Here is a 15,170-nt window from a genome sequence, read left to right as displayed (position 1 = left end):
CGAGGCGGCAACGACTACCGTCGTAGCGGAATCAAGGAGTAATCGAGTGGCAGAACTGACGGGAATCATGCTGTTGATGGGCGCGTTACTGGTAATCAGTATCCTCGCGGCTGTCGTTTCATCTCGTCTTGGTGCTCCATTACTACTCACATTCCTCGTTATTGGCATGCTTGCTGGTGAAGAAGGATTGCTGGGCATTCAATTCAATAGTCCAGAGATATCATTCTTTATCGGTTCATTGGCGCTCGTGATTATTCTGTTCGATGGTGGTATGCGTACGCAACGGGAACGTTTCCGCGTTGCACTCTGGCCAGCCATTAGCTTAGCGACACTCGGTGTTGCGCTGACTTGTGCAATCACTGCTGCCGGAGTGGTTTGGTTGTTTGGTCTGCCGTGGCCAACGGCGCTCTTAATTGGCGCCATTCTTAGTTCTACCGATGCTGCAGCAGTTTTCGGTATCTTCCAATCCGCGAACCTCCGTATTAAGCAGCGGGTTGCATCAACTCTCGAAATTGAGTCTGGCACTAACGACCCTATGGCCGTCATTTTGACTATGACGTTAACAGCAGTGGTGGTGAATATTGACTCATTCACTATCAACGCCATGGTCTTGGATATCTTGCAACAACTAGTACTGGGATTGCTCATTGGCTGGTTTGGCGGCCGCGTATTCATTTACATGGCGCGCAAAATATCCGTTCAATTCACGTTTTTTCCCTTGCTCGCAGCCGCCTCAGCAGTTGTCATTTTTGCACTGACCACGAGCGTTGGCGGAAGTGGCTTTCTGGCTGTTTACCTGATGGGATTTGTGATTGGTAATTCACGATTGCCGCAGCTGATGCACATTCTGCAGGTTCAAGATGGCTTGGCCTGGCTCAGTCAGATCATGATGTTCTTGATCCTCGGCCTGCTGGTGACGCCCTCACACTTGTTGGAATCGTGGCCGCTGTCGTTAACCGTCGCTGTATTAATGATATTTGTTGCTCGTCCCATTGCAGTCTTCATTAGCTTGTTGCCATTTGTGTTTCCGTGGCGTGAACAGCTCTTTATCAGTTGGGTAGGGCTACGCGGCGCAGTTCCGATCATACTGGCACTGTATCCATGGCTCAGCGGTGTACCAGACCAAGAGTTGTTCTTCGACATTGCCTTTATGGTCGTATTGATTTCGTTGTTATTACAGGGCTGGACGCTGGCGCCATTTGCGCGTTGGTTAGGTCTCGAGGTTCCCGCGACTGCAGAGCCTGATCGACGTATGCCATTGGAGCTCGTTGGTAGTAAAGATCCTATGGAACTGTGGGGCTATCAGGTCAGCGAGCGCTCACCTGCATGCGACCACTACTGGCATGAATTACGCTGGGCAGTACCGGTTGAATTTGTGGGTATTATTCGTGACGGTGAGTGGGTTTTACCTGAGCGGCGTCCGCAAGTATTGGAAGGGGACATGGTCCTCGTGGTCGCCAAAGTCGAGCACCTGGATGAAGTCAGCCGTGTTTTATCTGCGGGAGGTAGTGCGACAGAGTTACGCAACAGTGACTTCTTCGGTGATTTCAGTCTCAAAGGCTCTTTGACTTTGGCAGACGTGGCAAGCTTTTATCCGACCGGTGAACTAGATGAGAAGATCAAACAGTTAAGCATTAGCGATTACTTTAAAGAGAAGTTCCACCGCAGGGTTGTTGTGGGAGACCAACTGAAATTGGGACATGTGCAGTTAACAGTGCGCGAACTGCACAGCACCGGTGAGATTGAACAAGTGGGTGTGAAGTTACTGGACTCCTAGGCTTAGCTTAGTTAACCCAGAATTCCTTACTAAACCGCAACTCTTGCGAATTGCCGTTCTCGTCTTCAATCGTGATAAAAAAACGCAACACTTCATTGGCGGTAAATTCTGCTTGGCTCAGATAATACACCGCATCACCCTCAATCACTTCTTGAAACTCGAGTCGCGATTGCATACTGAGTGGGTTCATAGTGTAGCCAGTAACTTTTACTTGTTGCGCAGGCTTACCAGCCTCATTCGCCGCTAATACAGCGATATTTAATGTTGCCAGATAGGCATTACGTTCTAAGTTGTATTGTTGCGCCATTTCAGGTCGTAGCAGTGTCGAATTAAAGGCATTGTAGTGCACTTCCCATGGGCCTAAGCGCTTACTTTGCTCCGCCTGTACAGCTGGAGTTAAAAGGCTTAAGAGCACTATGGATAGTAATAGCCATTTGATGTTCATGTTTTACACTCCAATGACAATGCGCACTGCTTGAATGGCGATAATCAGTACCAGAACCGACAAATCTAACCCACCGATAGGTGGAATAATGCGTCGTATCGGTGCTAGGAACGGTTCTGTTAGCTGCTGAAGTAACGCAATCATCGGGTTGTAGCCTTGCGCAAACCAACTCAACAACGCTCGAATAAGAACAATCCAGAACAGCAGATCAAGGAACTGGCTCAATACCGAAAGGGTACCTATCACTAAGATATCGCCCCACATAAAGGGAATACCGATAATGGCGCTAAGTACAACGTATTTGCCGATACCGACTAACCAGGCCAACACTAACGAGGCCAAATCCCAACGGCCCGCCATCGGCAGAGCCATTCGCAGTGGCTGGACGAGTGGGTTGGTAACCTTCACCACAAACTGACTTAACGGATTATAAAAATCAGCTCGTGCAACTTGCATCCAGATGCGTAGCAGCACCACCATTAAAAACAAGTCGAATACTATTTCGACCAAAAAACGCATAAGGTCCATGAGTTGTTCCTGTGTTAGGCCTTTCGATTAAAACAGCTTAGCCATTTCTTGATTTCGTGCAACGGCTGCGCGCACAGCTTGCTCGGAAATATCGTCAATGTCAGCCGCTTGATAGACCTCGATACCTTTGGCGGTTGAGCCGCCTTTACTGGTGACTTGTTTACGTAAATCTTCCAGCTCAAGATCGCTATCAATGGCCATAGTGGCTGCACCCAGCGCCGTTTGTTGCACCATGGCGCGTGCTTTCTCATGATCAAACCCAAGCGCTACGGCGGCTTTCTGTAAGCTTGCCATGAATTCAAAGAAGTAGGCAGGACCACTTCCTGCAACCGCGCCAAGGATATCCAGCTCATCTTCATCGGCAACCCAAAGTGTTTGTCCGACGCCATCGAAGGCGAACTCAATGAAGGCTTTGTCTGCCGTACTAGCGCGATCATCAGCAACGAGTCCAGAGATACCTTCACCAACCAGCGAGGGGGTATTCGGCATCACGCGAATCATTGTAATGTTGTCGTTCAGGTATTGGCGATATTTAGGAATGCGAATACCTGCAGCAATGGAGACGATAAGTTTTGAGTCGAGATTAGGCACCCGCTTACTTAAGTCCGCGCAAACATCGGCCATCAGTTGTGGTTTGACCGCGAGCACAATGACCTCGGCTTGTTGAGCTATTTCTGCATTGTCATTGCTGACGTGCAGTTGATGACGCTCTTTCAAGGTATGAAGCTTCGCATCGCTCGGATTACTGACAAAAATATGGTCTGCTGGATAGCCACTTTTCACCATGCCACCGACAATACTCTGAGTCATATTGCCTGCACCGATAAATGCAATTTTACGCGGGGTTGGTGTGCTCATTCAAAACTCCTGTAGTTATCTAGGCTGTCGCTTAGCGGGCCCGAGCGCCAAAAATTGCGGTACCAATACGTACCATAGTAGCGCCATGCAAAATAGCGAGATCGAGGTCGTCACTCATGCCCATGGACAAAGTATCTACGGTTGGATATTGGGTCTGTAGCTGTGAATACAACCCTTGCATGGCTTGGAAGCTCGTTTTACGCGCTGCAGAGCTGGCCGCAGCCGCAGGTATCGCCATTAAACCACGCAATTGCAACTCAGGTTGCTGGGCAATGAACGCTGCTAACTTATTGACAGCATCAGGAGCTACGCCCGACTTCGTGTCTTCTGCATCGATATTGACTTGAATCAACACATTTAAAGGTGGTTTTGTAGCCGGCCGCTGTTGTGCAAGTCGGCGCGCTATTTTTTCACGGTCTACGCTATGCACCCAATCAGCAGTTTCAGCAACCGCCGCTGTTTTATTGGATTGCAACGGTCCGATAAAATGCCAAACGATGTCATCGAACTGCTTAAGCTCAGCTGCTTTGTCGACCGCTTCTTGCACATAATTTTCACCAAAATGCCGCTGTCCGGCAGCATAGGCGTCTTCAATCGCGGTGATAGGCTTAGTCTTACTGACCGCAATCAGCGTGATGTCAGAAGCCTCTCGCTGTGCGGCGCTGGCAGCTGCGGAAATTTGTTTGCGGACTTCATTTAATTGCTCAGCTATGCTATTCATCAGATTATTATTTTCACTCACGGTTAGCGTAGAAGGTTCATCACTATGGATATCACAGAGTTACTCGGCTTTGCCGTCAAGCATAACTCATCCGATTTACACTTATCGGCGGGCTCGTCCCCCATGATACGAGTTGATGGTGACGTTCGTAAAATCAATATTCCGGAACTCAATCATAAGCAAGTACAAGAACTTGTATATGACATTATGAACGATCGGCAACGAAAGGAATATGAAGAAAATTTTGAGTGTGACTTTTCGTTTGAAGTTCCAGACTTGGCTCGTTTCCGGGTCAACGTGTTTCAACAAAATCGCGGCGCCGGCGCTGTCCTGCGGACTATCCCAAGTGAAGTGCTGACCTTAGAGCAGTTGGGTGCTCCCGAAATTTTTAAGACTATCTCGGATAATCCGCGCGGCCTCGTGCTAGTGACTGGACCAACCGGTTCGGGTAAATCAACGACCTTGGCGGCGATGGTCGATTACATCAATGAGAATAAACATCATCACATTTTAACAATTGAAGACCCGATTGAATTTGTGCATAAGAACAAGCGTGCCTTGATTAACCAACGTGAAGTGCATCGCGACACGCACAGTTTCAGTAATGCATTGCGCTCCGCACTCCGTGAAGACCCTGATGTCATTCTAGTGGGTGAGATGCGGGATTTGGAAACTATTCGGTTGGCCATGACGGCTGCAGAAACAGGCCATTTAGTGTTCGGTACCCTGCATACCACTTCCGCACCAAAAACAATTGACCGGATCGTGGATGTGTTTCCGGGGGACGAGAAGCCGATGGTTCGTTCGATGCTCTCGGAGTCACTCCGTGCAGTTATCTCCCAAACGTTATTAAAACGCGTTGGTGGAGGACGAGTTGCGGCGCATGAGATTATGATTGCTACTTCGGCGATTAAAAACCTGATTCGAGAAGATAAAGTTGCGCAGATGTACTCTTCTATTCAAACCGGTGCTGCACACGGCATGCAGACCTTAGATCAGTGTTTGCAGAATCTCCTGAACCAGGGTGTTATTTCACGAGTGGATGCAAAATCAAAAGCTAGTTCTAAAGATGCATTTAATTAATCAGGAGCTTCGTGATGCTGGATAAATTATTACAGGCGATGATCAACCGCGATGCCTCGGATTTATTTATATCAGCGGGGCTGGCGCCGAGTGCCAAAATCAATGGTGAATTAACGCCCTTGACCGAGCAAAAGCTAAGTGACGAAGCAGCGCTGGCGTTGGTAAAGCAAGCACTCGGTGAAGCCCATTTGGACGAGTACTTAACCCACAAAGAAGCCAACTTTGCGATTGCTCGCGAGGGTATTGGTCGATTCCGGGTCAGTGCATTTTGGCAACGCGAAATGGCAGGCATGGTCATTCGTCGAATCGTGACCGAAATTCCAACCGTAGAGCAGTTGAAACTACCCGAAGCGCTGGTCAAGCTAATCATGGCTAAGCGTGGTTTGATTCTCGTTGTGGGTGGAACAGGTACCGGTAAATCAACCAGCCTAGCAGCGTTGATTGGACATCGTAACCAGAATTCTCGTGGTCACATTCTCACCATCGAAGACCCCGTCGAGTTTGTGCATCAGCACGGTCAGTGTATGGTGACCCAGCGTGAAGTAGGGAGTGATACCGAATCGTTCGATGCGGCGCTGAAAAGCTCACTGCGACAAGCACCAGACGTGATCATGGTAGGCGAAATTCGCTCCCAAGAAGTCATGGAGTACGCTCTGACCTTCGCCGAAACCGGACATTTATGTGTCGCCACATTACACGCCAACAATGCCAACCAAGCGATTGAACGAGTGATGCAGATGGTGCCTGAGGATAAGGTCAATAAACTGATGTTTGACCTCTCTCTAAACCTACGCGGCATAGTGGCACAGCAATTGGTTCCAACGGTTGAAGGTGGACGAGTTGCCGCCATCGAGATTTTACTCAATACCCCTATTGTTGCTGACAAAATTGCGAAACATGAAATGGGTGAAATCAAAGAGATCATGGGTAAGTCGCGCGAATTAGGTATGCAGACGTTTGACCAGGCATTATTTGATTTGTATAAAGCGGGACGTATCTCGTATGAGAACGCATTACGTCACGCCGATGCTCCGAATGACTTACGTCTGAGAATTAAACTATCGGGCGACAAGAAAGCGGACGATGGTGATAGTCCATTAGCAGGCGTTACCGTAGATTCAGATTAATTGGCGTTCGTTTAGCAATCCGTTACAATTGCGCGCCTGAATGAAACCATGAATCTAGAGGTAGTATGCGCGTTTTAGGAATCGAAACATCTTGTGATGAAACTGGAATCGCGATCTTCGATACCGAGCGCGGTTTGCTCTCTCATTGTCTGTATTCTCAAGTCAAATTACATGCTGAATACGGCGGTGTGGTGCCAGAACTGGCATCACGAGACCACGTTCGTAAAACCCTACCTCTCATAGAACAAGCGTTGGCTAAAGCTGAACTGAGTGCTCAGGACCTTGATGGTGTTGCCTACACCATGGGGCCAGGGTTGGTTGGCGCATTGTTAGTCGGTGCTTGTATTGGCAGAAGCCTTGCCTACGGATGGAAGATTCCAGCCATTGGTGTTCATCACATGGAAGGGCATCTTTTAGCACCTATGCTCGAAGAAGACCCGCCTGCATTTCCATTCATAGCCTTACTCGTTTCCGGTGGTCATACACAACTCGTTCGGGTTGATGGTATTGGTCATTATGAGTTATTGGGTGAGTCAGTTGATGATGCGGCAGGCGAAGCTTTTGATAAAACCGCGAAGCTCATGGGGCTCGATTATCCCGGAGGGCCGAGATTGGCCGCGTTAGCCGAACAAGGGCGTGACCAGCAATATCAATTCCCCCGGCCAATGACCGACCGACCCGGGCTCGACTTCTCCTTTAGCGGTTTGAAGACTTTTGCGGCAAACACCATAGCGAGTGCAGCAAATGATGAGCAAACGCGAGCGGATATAGCACGCGCATTCCAAGATGCGGTAGTGGATACATTGGTGATTAAGTGTCGCCGAGCCCTGCAAGAAACAGGTCTAAAACGACTCGTTGTGGCTGGTGGAGTGAGTGCTAACAAGCATTTACGAGCACAACTTGAGCAGTTTACGCAAAGTATTGGTGGGCAAGTATTTTTTCCGCGTAATGAATTTTGTACGGATAATGGTGCAATGATTGCTTATGCGGGAGCTCAACGGTTACTCGCCGGTGAACAGGCAGATCTGGCCATTATTGCACGGCCACGCTGGCCAATGGATACGCTCAGTCCTCCTTCGATTTAGGCCGCTGAATACGCGTTTCTTGGCCGCTGCGAAGGCGAACTATGTTTGATTGATGCCGCCACATGATGAGCACGGAAATCATGATAATAGGCACTGTATACTGCGGTTTAATCCAATACGCATAAAATGGTGCGAGCGCGACTGTAATAATGGCGGCTAACGATGACACGCGGCTCACTCGGAAAACTACGAGCCAAGTTGCTATCAATAGCAGTGCCATTTCCCAAGCAACAGGAAACATAGCACCCAATGCTGTCGCGACTGCTTTACCGCCGCGAAATTGGAAGTACAGCGGGAAGATATGCCCTAAGCAGGCGGATACGGCAATGAGACCGAGAAAAAAGGGTTCGATACCGAGAAAGTAGGATACCCAGACGGGAACCATGCCTTTCAGTACATCACAAAACAATGTCAGAATGGCCGGCAGTTTACCGCCAATTCGATAGACATTGGTGGCGCCAGGATTATTGGAACCCGCAGTCCGCGGATCGGGCAAGCCAAAAAGTTTGCAGACCAAAACGGCACTGCTGATTGAGCCGAATAGGTACGCAGACATAATGGCGAGTATGATTAATGCGCCCATGAAAGTTTGTTTCCAACTTGCTTTCGTTTAGTATGCCAAGCCCATAGCATATGTCGAATACGTCAAAATTTCTATGAATACTGAGGTGAAGTTGTCCATGGACACTGTGCATGTTGAAGGTTTAAAAGTCGATGCCATGATTGGTGTGTTTGAATGGGAGCACGAGCAGCCCCAACCCTTGATCATTGATTTGGTTATGGCGTGGGACCAGCAACTGGCTGCGAAAACCGATGATATTAAACTTGCGCTTGATTATGATGCGGTGAGTCGCGCTGTCACGGAGTTGGTTCAAAAACAACCGCGACAGTTGATCGAGACCGTTGCGGAAGAAATTGCAGCTATGATTCGCGAGACTTTTTCCGTTGCTTGGCTGCGCGTCAAAGTGGCGAAGCCAACTGCCGTCAAAGAAGCCTTTCAAGTTGCCGTTCAGATTGAACGCGGACGCAAATTGGATTAATTGTGCCCATAGTCGCTTTAGGAATCGGTAGTAATAAACAACGCAGGTACCACATCGGTGCCGGCATAGAGGGGATAGTACAAGCCTTCGGTAGTGCTGACACCCCCATTTATTGCTCGCGCGTTTTTGAGAGTGATGCAGTTGGTTTTGCGGGGCAGCCTTTCTATAATCTCGTTGTTGCATTCGAGTCCGACAAATCCTGTCAGGCCATACAAACCACCTGCAAGGCGCTTGAGAACGAGCATGGCCATAGCAGTGATGCGCCGCGTTTCAGTCCACGCACCTTAGATATCGATGTCCTCATTTATGGCTCATTAATACAGAGTGCTCCAGTGCAGGTTCCGCGCGATGAGATTGTCACGAACGCCTTTGTGTTGTGGCCGCTGAGTGAAGTATTGCCAACGTTTGAGCATCCGTTAGAGCAGCATAGCTTTGCAGAACTCTGGCAAAATTATCATAGCGCTCAGCAATTACACCCGATAGAATTTCAGTTCCCATCGATTCCGCACTTACGGCAAGGACAAGCATTGTGAGTATCGTCGAAGCCATTTGGTTGGCACTTATTCAAGGTATTACCGAATTTCTTCCTATCTCGAGTTCTGCCCATTTAATTCTACCATCGCAGATTTTGGGCTGGGCCGATCAGGGACTGGCATTTGACGTTGCTGTTCATGTTGGCACGCTGCTAGCTGTGGTTATGTATTATCGACAGGATGTTGGTCAACTGGCCGTGGGCTGGGTAGGTTCCCTGACCGGCCGCCACAGTGAGTTCGGCCGCCTCGCTTGGCTGATCGTTTTAGCAACAATTCCAGCGGGTCTAGCGGGCTTATTCGGCAGCGATTTAGTGGAAAATTATGGGCGCTCAGCACTCATTATTGCCATTACGACTATCGGTTTCGGTTTGGTGCTTTGGTATGCCGATGCGCGTGCCAGTGAGAAGTCTGGCATTGAGTCGCTGACTATCCGGCAAGCACTCTTGATAGGAGTAGCGCAAGCGATTGCGCTTATACCAGGGACATCACGTTCTGGGATTACCATGACGGCAGGGCTTTTACTTGGCTTGAAGCGGTTAGATGCAGCTCGTTTTTCTTTTCTCTTGTCGATACCAGTGATTGTGATGGCGGGTGGTTATCAAGCGGTGAAGTTAATCCAGCTCGGTGACGCTGTGAATTGGACTGTGATAGCAGTGGGTGTGGGTGTCTCTTTTGCCGCGGCATTTACCTGTATTCATTTATTCTTGAAGGTGATTGAACGGATGGGGATGCTGCCTTTTGTCATCTATCGTTTGGTGCTCGGCGTATTTTTGCTGTGGTTTGTTTTCGCTTAAAAAGCAACCTGAATAGCAGCTAATCGAGCTGCTTGAATGGCCGCACCTATCGCTGGTCCTTGTAGTTGGTCGACGTTGGTTTCCTGCGACAGCGATTGAATACTCACTTCGCGTGCTGCAGCAAAGCAGTCTTGTATGGTACTCACGTACGTAGAGGTCATGCCTTGTGCTGACCAGATTGGTAACATCGCCTCAACGCGCTCTGGCTGGCGCCAGCCGTCTATTTTGCTGATGACCTCGAGGATAGAATCTGGTGACCATTGTTTGTCCCAGAATGAAGCAGTTTGAATTGCGGCGCGGGTTAATTGCTGCACTCGGTTTGGCGTTTTTAACCGGGCACATATCGTCTTTCCGGCAACCTCAGAAAGCACTGAAAAGAGCGCAGCACAGCGAATCTGGCTATCATTGATTACCGCGGAACAACGGCGCAGTCGTTCCAGCGCCGAATCAATCACATCGCCTAATTCAGCAAACCAAGGCGTTAGCGCATGAACCTCATTGAGCACCTCAAAGTAAACGGCTGGAGATGAACTGCTCAGCGCCAACTCGGTCTCGCGCCAGACTCGTTCCGCGCTGATGGTGGTGAGCTCACCTCGAACCGCAATTTCCTTCAGTAATGCTTTCGTGTCGGGAGCAATGGTAAAACCGAGCTCATGAAACCGAGCATTGAATCGTGCTACCCGCAGCACTCGCAAGGGGTCTTCAGTGAACGCAGGTGACACATGGCGAAGCAGCCGCTGCTCGATATCTTGCTGACCACCATAGGGGTCGATGATTTCACCTTGTGCGGTTTCAGCCATGGCATTGATAGTGAGATCACGGCGCAACAAGTCTTCTTCCAAGGTAACTGTCGGGTCTGCATTGACTGAGAAGCCGGTATAGCCTTGACCTTGTTTGCGTTCGGTTCGAGCTAGAGCGTATTCCGCTTGTGTCCGTGGATGGAGGAACACTGGAAAGTCTTTGCCCACTTGTTGATACCCAGCTGCGAGCATTGCTGCAGGCGTTGCACCTACAACAACATAGTCTCTGTCAACAACCGGTAAGCCGAGTAATTGATCGCGTACTGCACCACCAACAAGATAGGTTTTCAAGAGATTCTCCTAAAACGAAGTACTGATGATCGCGAATCACTAGCGATGATGCAAGTGACTCGTTACACTGATGCGATATTGATTTCACAAGGACTCGTTTGTGGCTATGTATTTGAACTACTTTGGGCTTCATACCACACCTTTTTCCATTGCTCCGGATCCACAGTTTCTGTACATGAGCGAGCGCCACCAAGAAGCGTTGGCGCATCTAACCTATGGCTTGCAGGGCAGCGGCGGTTTTATCTTATTGACTGGAGAGGTGGGTACCGGCAAAACGACGGTATCGCGAGCGTTACTGGAACAGCTTTCAGAGGCTACTCGCACCGCATTCATCCTGAATCCGATGTTGAATGAGCATGAACTGCTGGCCACCTTGTGTGATGAGTTCGGTATTCGTTATGCCAAGCGCTCGGTAACCGACAAGAAACTCACGGACAAACTCAGTGCGTTTTTACTTGAAGCCCATGCCAATGGTGAACAATGTGTGGTGTTGATTGATGAGGCACAGCATCTGCAGCCTCAAGTTCTTGAGCAGTTGCGACTACTGACGAACCTCGAAACCAATCAAGAGAAGTTGTTACGAGTGATTCTGATTGGCCAACCAGAGTTACAAGATCTGCTGCGTCGCCGCGAGTTACGGCAACTCGCACAGCGCATCACTGCGCGTTATCACCTGTTACCGCTACAGCTCGAAGATACAGAGCGCTATATCAACTATCGACTCCAAGTGGGTGGAGCCACTCGTGGCTTGTTTGATGGCAAGGCGATTAGCATGGTTCATAAGCTCAGCGAGGGAATTCCGCGCCGCTTAAATCTGTTATGTGATCGAGCGTTATTAGCTGCTTACAATGAGCAAGCCCCCGTGGTTGCGGTTAGGCATGTCAAAGAAGCTGCGAGCGAATTAGATGGTCCGACCCCAAAAGCGAATGACAGCACCGGCTGGGGGCGTGAAATTATCTTGGCTTTGCTGATCGTGATTGTGTTGCTCGGTACCTATGTCTGGCGTAATCAAATGGCAGTGCCAGTAGTCGAATCAGCTCCGGTTGAGCAAACCTCTGCGCCAGTAGGCGAGGCTGCGCTCTTGCGGGCCTGGCAGTTGCCGCAACCACCCAGCGGCACCGCGTTGTGTGATTGGATAGCGGATTACCAGTTAGGGTGTTTACGTGGGCAAATGCGGTTTGACCAACTGCAGCAAATCAATTATCCCGTGTTACTCGAATTAGATACCGGCGAGTATCAGTTTATTGGCACGACCCGTGCCCAGCCAGAAAGCAACTGGACAGGGCGCTATGTGTTGTTTTGGCAATTACCGCCAGGTTATTTTGCGGAAGATGAGTCACTTTACGAGCGCTGGCTGGTCAAGACGTTGCAATCATTTCAAGTCGATCCGTCATTACCGATAGCAGACCAATTTCGGACGATTCAAGTCGATGCGGGAATTCCCGTGACCGGCGAACTCGACGGTGCGACTCTCGCTTGGTTGACCGCACATCGACAAACCACAGGACCACGACTGCAGCAACGTCAGGTAGAGGATTAAGTTATGTCATCGGTTCTTAAAGCCTTACGGCAACAGTCATCGCCGCACATCCCACCGCGCTCACAAGGACAACTCACCAGTGCCCCGGTACAACGCGAGAGTCTTCAGCGTGTCGTGCGAGGCTTGCTTATGATAATACTGTTGGTATTAGCCGGCACTATTGGCTGGTGGTTGGCTAGCCCGTCTGAGCAGACCGCAGAGCTTAAGCAACCAGAACCAGTTTCTCCAACCTATGAATTGGGTAATGCGACTGTTGTGAGAGTGCCGGCTCTTGAGCCTGATAGGCCTATTGTTGATGAGGGGACTCGCATTCAACCGAATCGAGTAGTGCAACCTTCTGCAGACCAACCAGAGGCTGTAAATTTAGATACCGTGTCGCCAGAGCTACTGAGTGCATTTGAAGAGGCAATCGTGGCGACAGGCTCCGGCGAGGGTCAAGCTGCGAGTGTGGTGCCTTCTTTAGCTACTTTGAGTCGCTCCTTCCAGCAGAGTGTGCCGAGTTTCACCTACGACGGTCATCAGTATTCATCACGCTCCAATTCGCGCTGGATTGAACTCTCGGGTCAGCGTTTACAAGAAGGCGACCGTTGGCAAGCATTGACGGTGATTCGCATTGCACCTGCGCATGTGGTGTTGGCAAAAGATAACCAAGCATTCCTGCAACCTGCCTTAGAAGACTGGACAAAGCCCTAGTCGATCTGATATTAAAACACCTGTTTAAATCTTTTGTTCGAATTAGCGGTAAAAGGTGAAGGTTATGGCAGATTACAGAGTTCCTCGAGATGACATGCAATTTCTATTGCAGGATGTCTTTCAAGTTCACCAAGATTGGTCGACGTTTGCAGCGCTAGCTGAGCTTGATATCGATACAGCACAAGCTGTTATTGATGAAGCTGGCAAGCTAGCGGAAACCCTGATTGCACCCAATTGTCGTGCGGCTGATGAGGAAGGTGTTTCCTTTCAAGACGGTCGTGTGACCACGCCACAAGGTTATCGCGAACAGTTCAAACAACTGGCCGAAGGTGGCTGGGTTGGTGTGACTGCGAATCCTGAATACGGTGGTATGGGGCTGCCTAAATCGATTTCAGCACAGTATGAAGAAATGCTCTGTGCTGCTGATATTTCATTTTCACTGTATCCAGGGTTAACTGCTGGCGCCATTATGACGCTCGACCTGCACGGCAGTGATGAATTGAAATCAACCTATTTACCGAAGCTGATAGCAGGTGAATGGACAGGTACTATGTGCCTGACCGAGCCGCATGCTGGCACTGATTTGGGCATTATTCGAAGCAAAGCGAGCCCAGCGGATGATGGCAGCTATGAGCTCACTGGAACAAAAATATTCATCACCGGTGGCGAGCACGATCTAGTCGACAACATCGTCCACTTGGTGCTAGCGAAGTTACCTGATGCACCTCCGGGAACCAAGGGAATTAGCCTGTTTGTCGTTCCTAAGTTTCTGGTCAATGCAGATGGCTCGCTTGGTGAGCGCAATGGTGTGCATTGCGGCTCTATTGAACACAAGATGGGGATTCATGCATCAGCCACCTGTGTCATGAACTTTGATGGTGCGAAAGCTTGGCTCGTCGGTGAACCTCACAAAGGTCTACCAGCCATGTTTACCATGATGAATTACGAGCGTTTGGGCGTTGGTATTCAAGGTCTCGGTGCAGCGGCTCGCTCCTATCAAACTGCATTAGAATACGCACAGGATCGACTGCAGGGTCGTGGTGCTAAAGCTACACAAGACAAAGCAAAAGAAGCGGATCCATTGCTCGTACATGGTGATATTCGCCGTATGTTGCTGACGATGAAAGCCTTTGTTGAAGGCGGTCGCGCATTCTCCACTTATGTTGGTCAGCAGTTAGATCGCGCCAAATACAGTAATGATGATGCCGAACGTGAGCGAGCGGATGCGCTCGTCGCACTCTTGACTCCAATTGCCAAAGCATTCCTGACAGACACGGGGCTTGAATCGACCATTATTGGTCAACAAGTGCTGGGTGGTCATGGTTATGTGCGAGAGTGGGGCCAAGAGCAACTGGTTCGCGACTGTCGTATTGCTCAAATTTACGAAGGCACCAATGGTATCCAAGCGTTGGATTTACTTGGACGGAAAGTCGTCGGGTCACGCGGTCAATTGTTACAGCCGTTGATTGCCGACATTGAGGAACTGCTGGCAGAACCACAGCCTGAGCTCAGCCGTGAATACGAGCAGCTTGCTGCTGCGGTTGAGCTGATGAAGGCAACCACTAGTCACGTTTTCGAGCAAGTTGCGAATGGTGATGAAAACGTGGTTAACAGCGTCGCCGTTGAGTATCTGCACTTGGTAGGCTACGTGAGTTTTGGCTATATGTGGTTGCGCATGGCGAAAGTAGCTGAACCATTACTGACCGAACGTGCTTACTTAGGTAGCAAAGTTAAAACCGCAAAATTCTACTTTGCACGACTGCTGCCACGCATCGAGAGTTTGGCAGTAGTCATTCGAGACGGCAGTGACAGCCTCTACTTACACGAAAACGGCGAGTTTTAACTCGCCGTTTTT

General features: G+C 49.6%; 16 protein-coding genes. 10 read left to right on the top strand and 6 right to left on the bottom strand.

All coding sequences use genetic code 11. The features are described 5' to 3' along the window. Positions 1 to 46 precede the first annotated feature (46 nt). Positions 47 to 1,777 carry a potassium/proton antiporter gene (locus ACN0S4_RS06995; protein WP_417656972.1) on the top strand — a complete coding sequence of 577 codons (1,731 nt, stop codon included), beginning with the start codon at positions 47 to 49 and terminating at the stop codon, positions 1,775 to 1,777. A gap of 7 nt (positions 1,778 to 1,784) precedes the next feature. Here ACN0S4_RS06995 and ACN0S4_RS06990 read toward each other — a convergent pair whose 3' ends face one another. The 4 genes from ACN0S4_RS06990 to ACN0S4_RS06975 are packed head-to-tail and all read right to left on the bottom strand — an operon-like array spanning position 1,785 to position 4,329. Beyond that, the gene (locus ACN0S4_RS06990) at positions 1,785 to 2,222 is read right to left on the bottom strand and encodes a DUF4426 domain-containing protein (RefSeq protein ID WP_417656971.1); all 438 of its coding nucleotides are present in this window, start codon (positions 2,220 to 2,222) and stop codon (positions 1,785 to 1,787) included. A gap of 3 nt (positions 2,223 to 2,225) precedes the next feature. After that, positions 2,226 to 2,750 carry a YggT family protein gene (locus ACN0S4_RS06985; protein ID WP_417656970.1) on the bottom strand — a complete coding sequence of 175 codons (525 nt, stop codon included), beginning with the start codon at positions 2,748 to 2,750 and terminating at the stop codon, positions 2,226 to 2,228. A gap of 27 nt (positions 2,751 to 2,777) precedes the next feature. Next, positions 2,778 to 3,608, bottom strand: a complete 831-nt coding sequence (gene proC / locus ACN0S4_RS06980) for a pyrroline-5-carboxylate reductase (RefSeq protein WP_417656969.1) — start codon at positions 3,606 to 3,608, stop codon at positions 2,778 to 2,780. A 31-nt stretch (positions 3,609 to 3,639) separates the two neighbouring features. Then, positions 3,640 to 4,329, bottom strand: coding sequence for a YggS family pyridoxal phosphate-dependent enzyme (locus tag ACN0S4_RS06975; RefSeq protein ID WP_417656968.1), 690 nt, complete (start codon positions 4,327 to 4,329; stop codon positions 3,640 to 3,642). Between the two features lie 45 nt (positions 4,330 to 4,374). On the opposite strand from ACN0S4_RS06975, the gene ACN0S4_RS06970 reads away from it, so the two are divergent. The 3 genes from ACN0S4_RS06970 (at position 4,375) to tsaD (ending at position 7,624) form a co-directional block, all read left to right on the top strand. Further along, positions 4,375 to 5,412 carry a type IV pilus twitching motility protein PilT gene (locus ACN0S4_RS06970; RefSeq protein WP_417656967.1) on the top strand — a complete coding sequence of 346 codons (1,038 nt, stop codon included), beginning with the start codon at positions 4,375 to 4,377 and terminating at the stop codon, positions 5,410 to 5,412. 14 nt (positions 5,413 to 5,426) lie between these two features. Then, entirely contained in the window at positions 5,427 to 6,539 is a 1,113-nt protein-coding gene (locus ACN0S4_RS06965; protein WP_417656966.1) for a PilT/PilU family type 4a pilus ATPase, read from the top strand. Positions 6,540 to 6,604: 65 nt separating this feature from the next. Continuing rightward, a complete protein-coding gene (gene tsaD, locus ACN0S4_RS06960; RefSeq protein ID WP_417656965.1) occupies positions 6,605 to 7,624 on the top strand; it encodes a tRNA (adenosine(37)-N6)-threonylcarbamoyltransferase complex transferase subunit TsaD in 1,020 nt (339 codons plus the stop codon). Here the strand turns inward: tsaD and plsY are convergent. Further along, positions 7,605 to 8,207, bottom strand: a complete 603-nt coding sequence (gene plsY / locus ACN0S4_RS06955) for a glycerol-3-phosphate 1-O-acyltransferase PlsY (protein ID WP_417656964.1) — start codon at positions 8,205 to 8,207, stop codon at positions 7,605 to 7,607. The genes tsaD and plsY overlap by 20 nt on opposite strands. A gap of 97 nt (positions 8,208 to 8,304) precedes the next feature. Between plsY and folB the strand changes: the two genes are divergently transcribed. From folB to ACN0S4_RS06940, 3 genes are read left to right on the top strand one after another with little or no spacing between them, the layout of a single operon-like run. After that, positions 8,305 to 8,664, top strand: a complete 360-nt coding sequence (gene folB / locus ACN0S4_RS06950) for a dihydroneopterin aldolase (protein WP_417656963.1) — start codon at positions 8,305 to 8,307, stop codon at positions 8,662 to 8,664. Positions 8,665 to 8,666: 2 nt separating this feature from the next. Further along, positions 8,667 to 9,197: a 2-amino-4-hydroxy-6-hydroxymethyldihydropteridine diphosphokinase gene (gene folK, locus ACN0S4_RS06945; RefSeq protein ID WP_417656962.1), complete on the top strand. Its 531-nt coding sequence runs from the start codon at positions 8,667 to 8,669 to the stop codon at positions 9,195 to 9,197. Continuing rightward, entirely contained in the window at positions 9,194 to 9,991 is a 798-nt protein-coding gene (locus ACN0S4_RS06940) for an undecaprenyl-diphosphate phosphatase (protein WP_417656961.1), read from the top strand. The genes folK and ACN0S4_RS06940 overlap by 4 nt, the downstream gene beginning before the upstream one ends. Here ACN0S4_RS06940 and ACN0S4_RS06935 read toward each other — a convergent pair. Further along, positions 9,988 to 11,082, bottom strand: coding sequence for a CCA tRNA nucleotidyltransferase (locus tag ACN0S4_RS06935; RefSeq protein WP_417656960.1), 1,095 nt, complete (start codon positions 11,080 to 11,082; stop codon positions 9,988 to 9,990). The genes ACN0S4_RS06940 and ACN0S4_RS06935 overlap by 4 nt on opposite strands. A gap of 106 nt (positions 11,083 to 11,188) precedes the next feature. Here ACN0S4_RS06935 and ACN0S4_RS06930 point away from each other — a divergent pair, with 106 nt between their 5' ends. The 3 genes from ACN0S4_RS06930 (at position 11,189) to ACN0S4_RS06920 (ending at position 15,158) form a co-directional block, all read left to right on the top strand. After that, positions 11,189 to 12,622 (top strand): ExeA family protein, encoded by a 1,434-nt coding sequence (locus tag ACN0S4_RS06930; protein ID WP_417657004.1) that lies wholly within the window; start codon positions 11,189 to 11,191, stop codon positions 12,620 to 12,622. Positions 12,623 to 12,625: 3 nt separating this feature from the next. After that, complete coding sequence (locus ACN0S4_RS06925; RefSeq protein ID WP_417656959.1) at positions 12,626 to 13,315, top strand: general secretion pathway protein GspB; 690 nt, start codon at positions 12,626 to 12,628, stop codon at positions 13,313 to 13,315. A 64-nt stretch (positions 13,316 to 13,379) separates the two neighbouring features. After that, complete coding sequence (locus ACN0S4_RS06920) at positions 13,380 to 15,158, top strand: acyl-CoA dehydrogenase C-terminal domain-containing protein (protein WP_417656958.1); 1,779 nt, start codon at positions 13,380 to 13,382, stop codon at positions 15,156 to 15,158. Positions 15,159 to 15,170 lie beyond the last annotated feature (12 nt).

The organism is Pseudidiomarina aestuarii (assembly GCF_048263735.1).
GTDB classification, from domain to species: domain Bacteria; phylum Pseudomonadota; class Gammaproteobacteria; order Enterobacterales; family Alteromonadaceae; genus Pseudidiomarina; species Pseudidiomarina aestuarii_B.
This window is presented reverse-complemented; position numbering and strand designations above follow the sequence as displayed.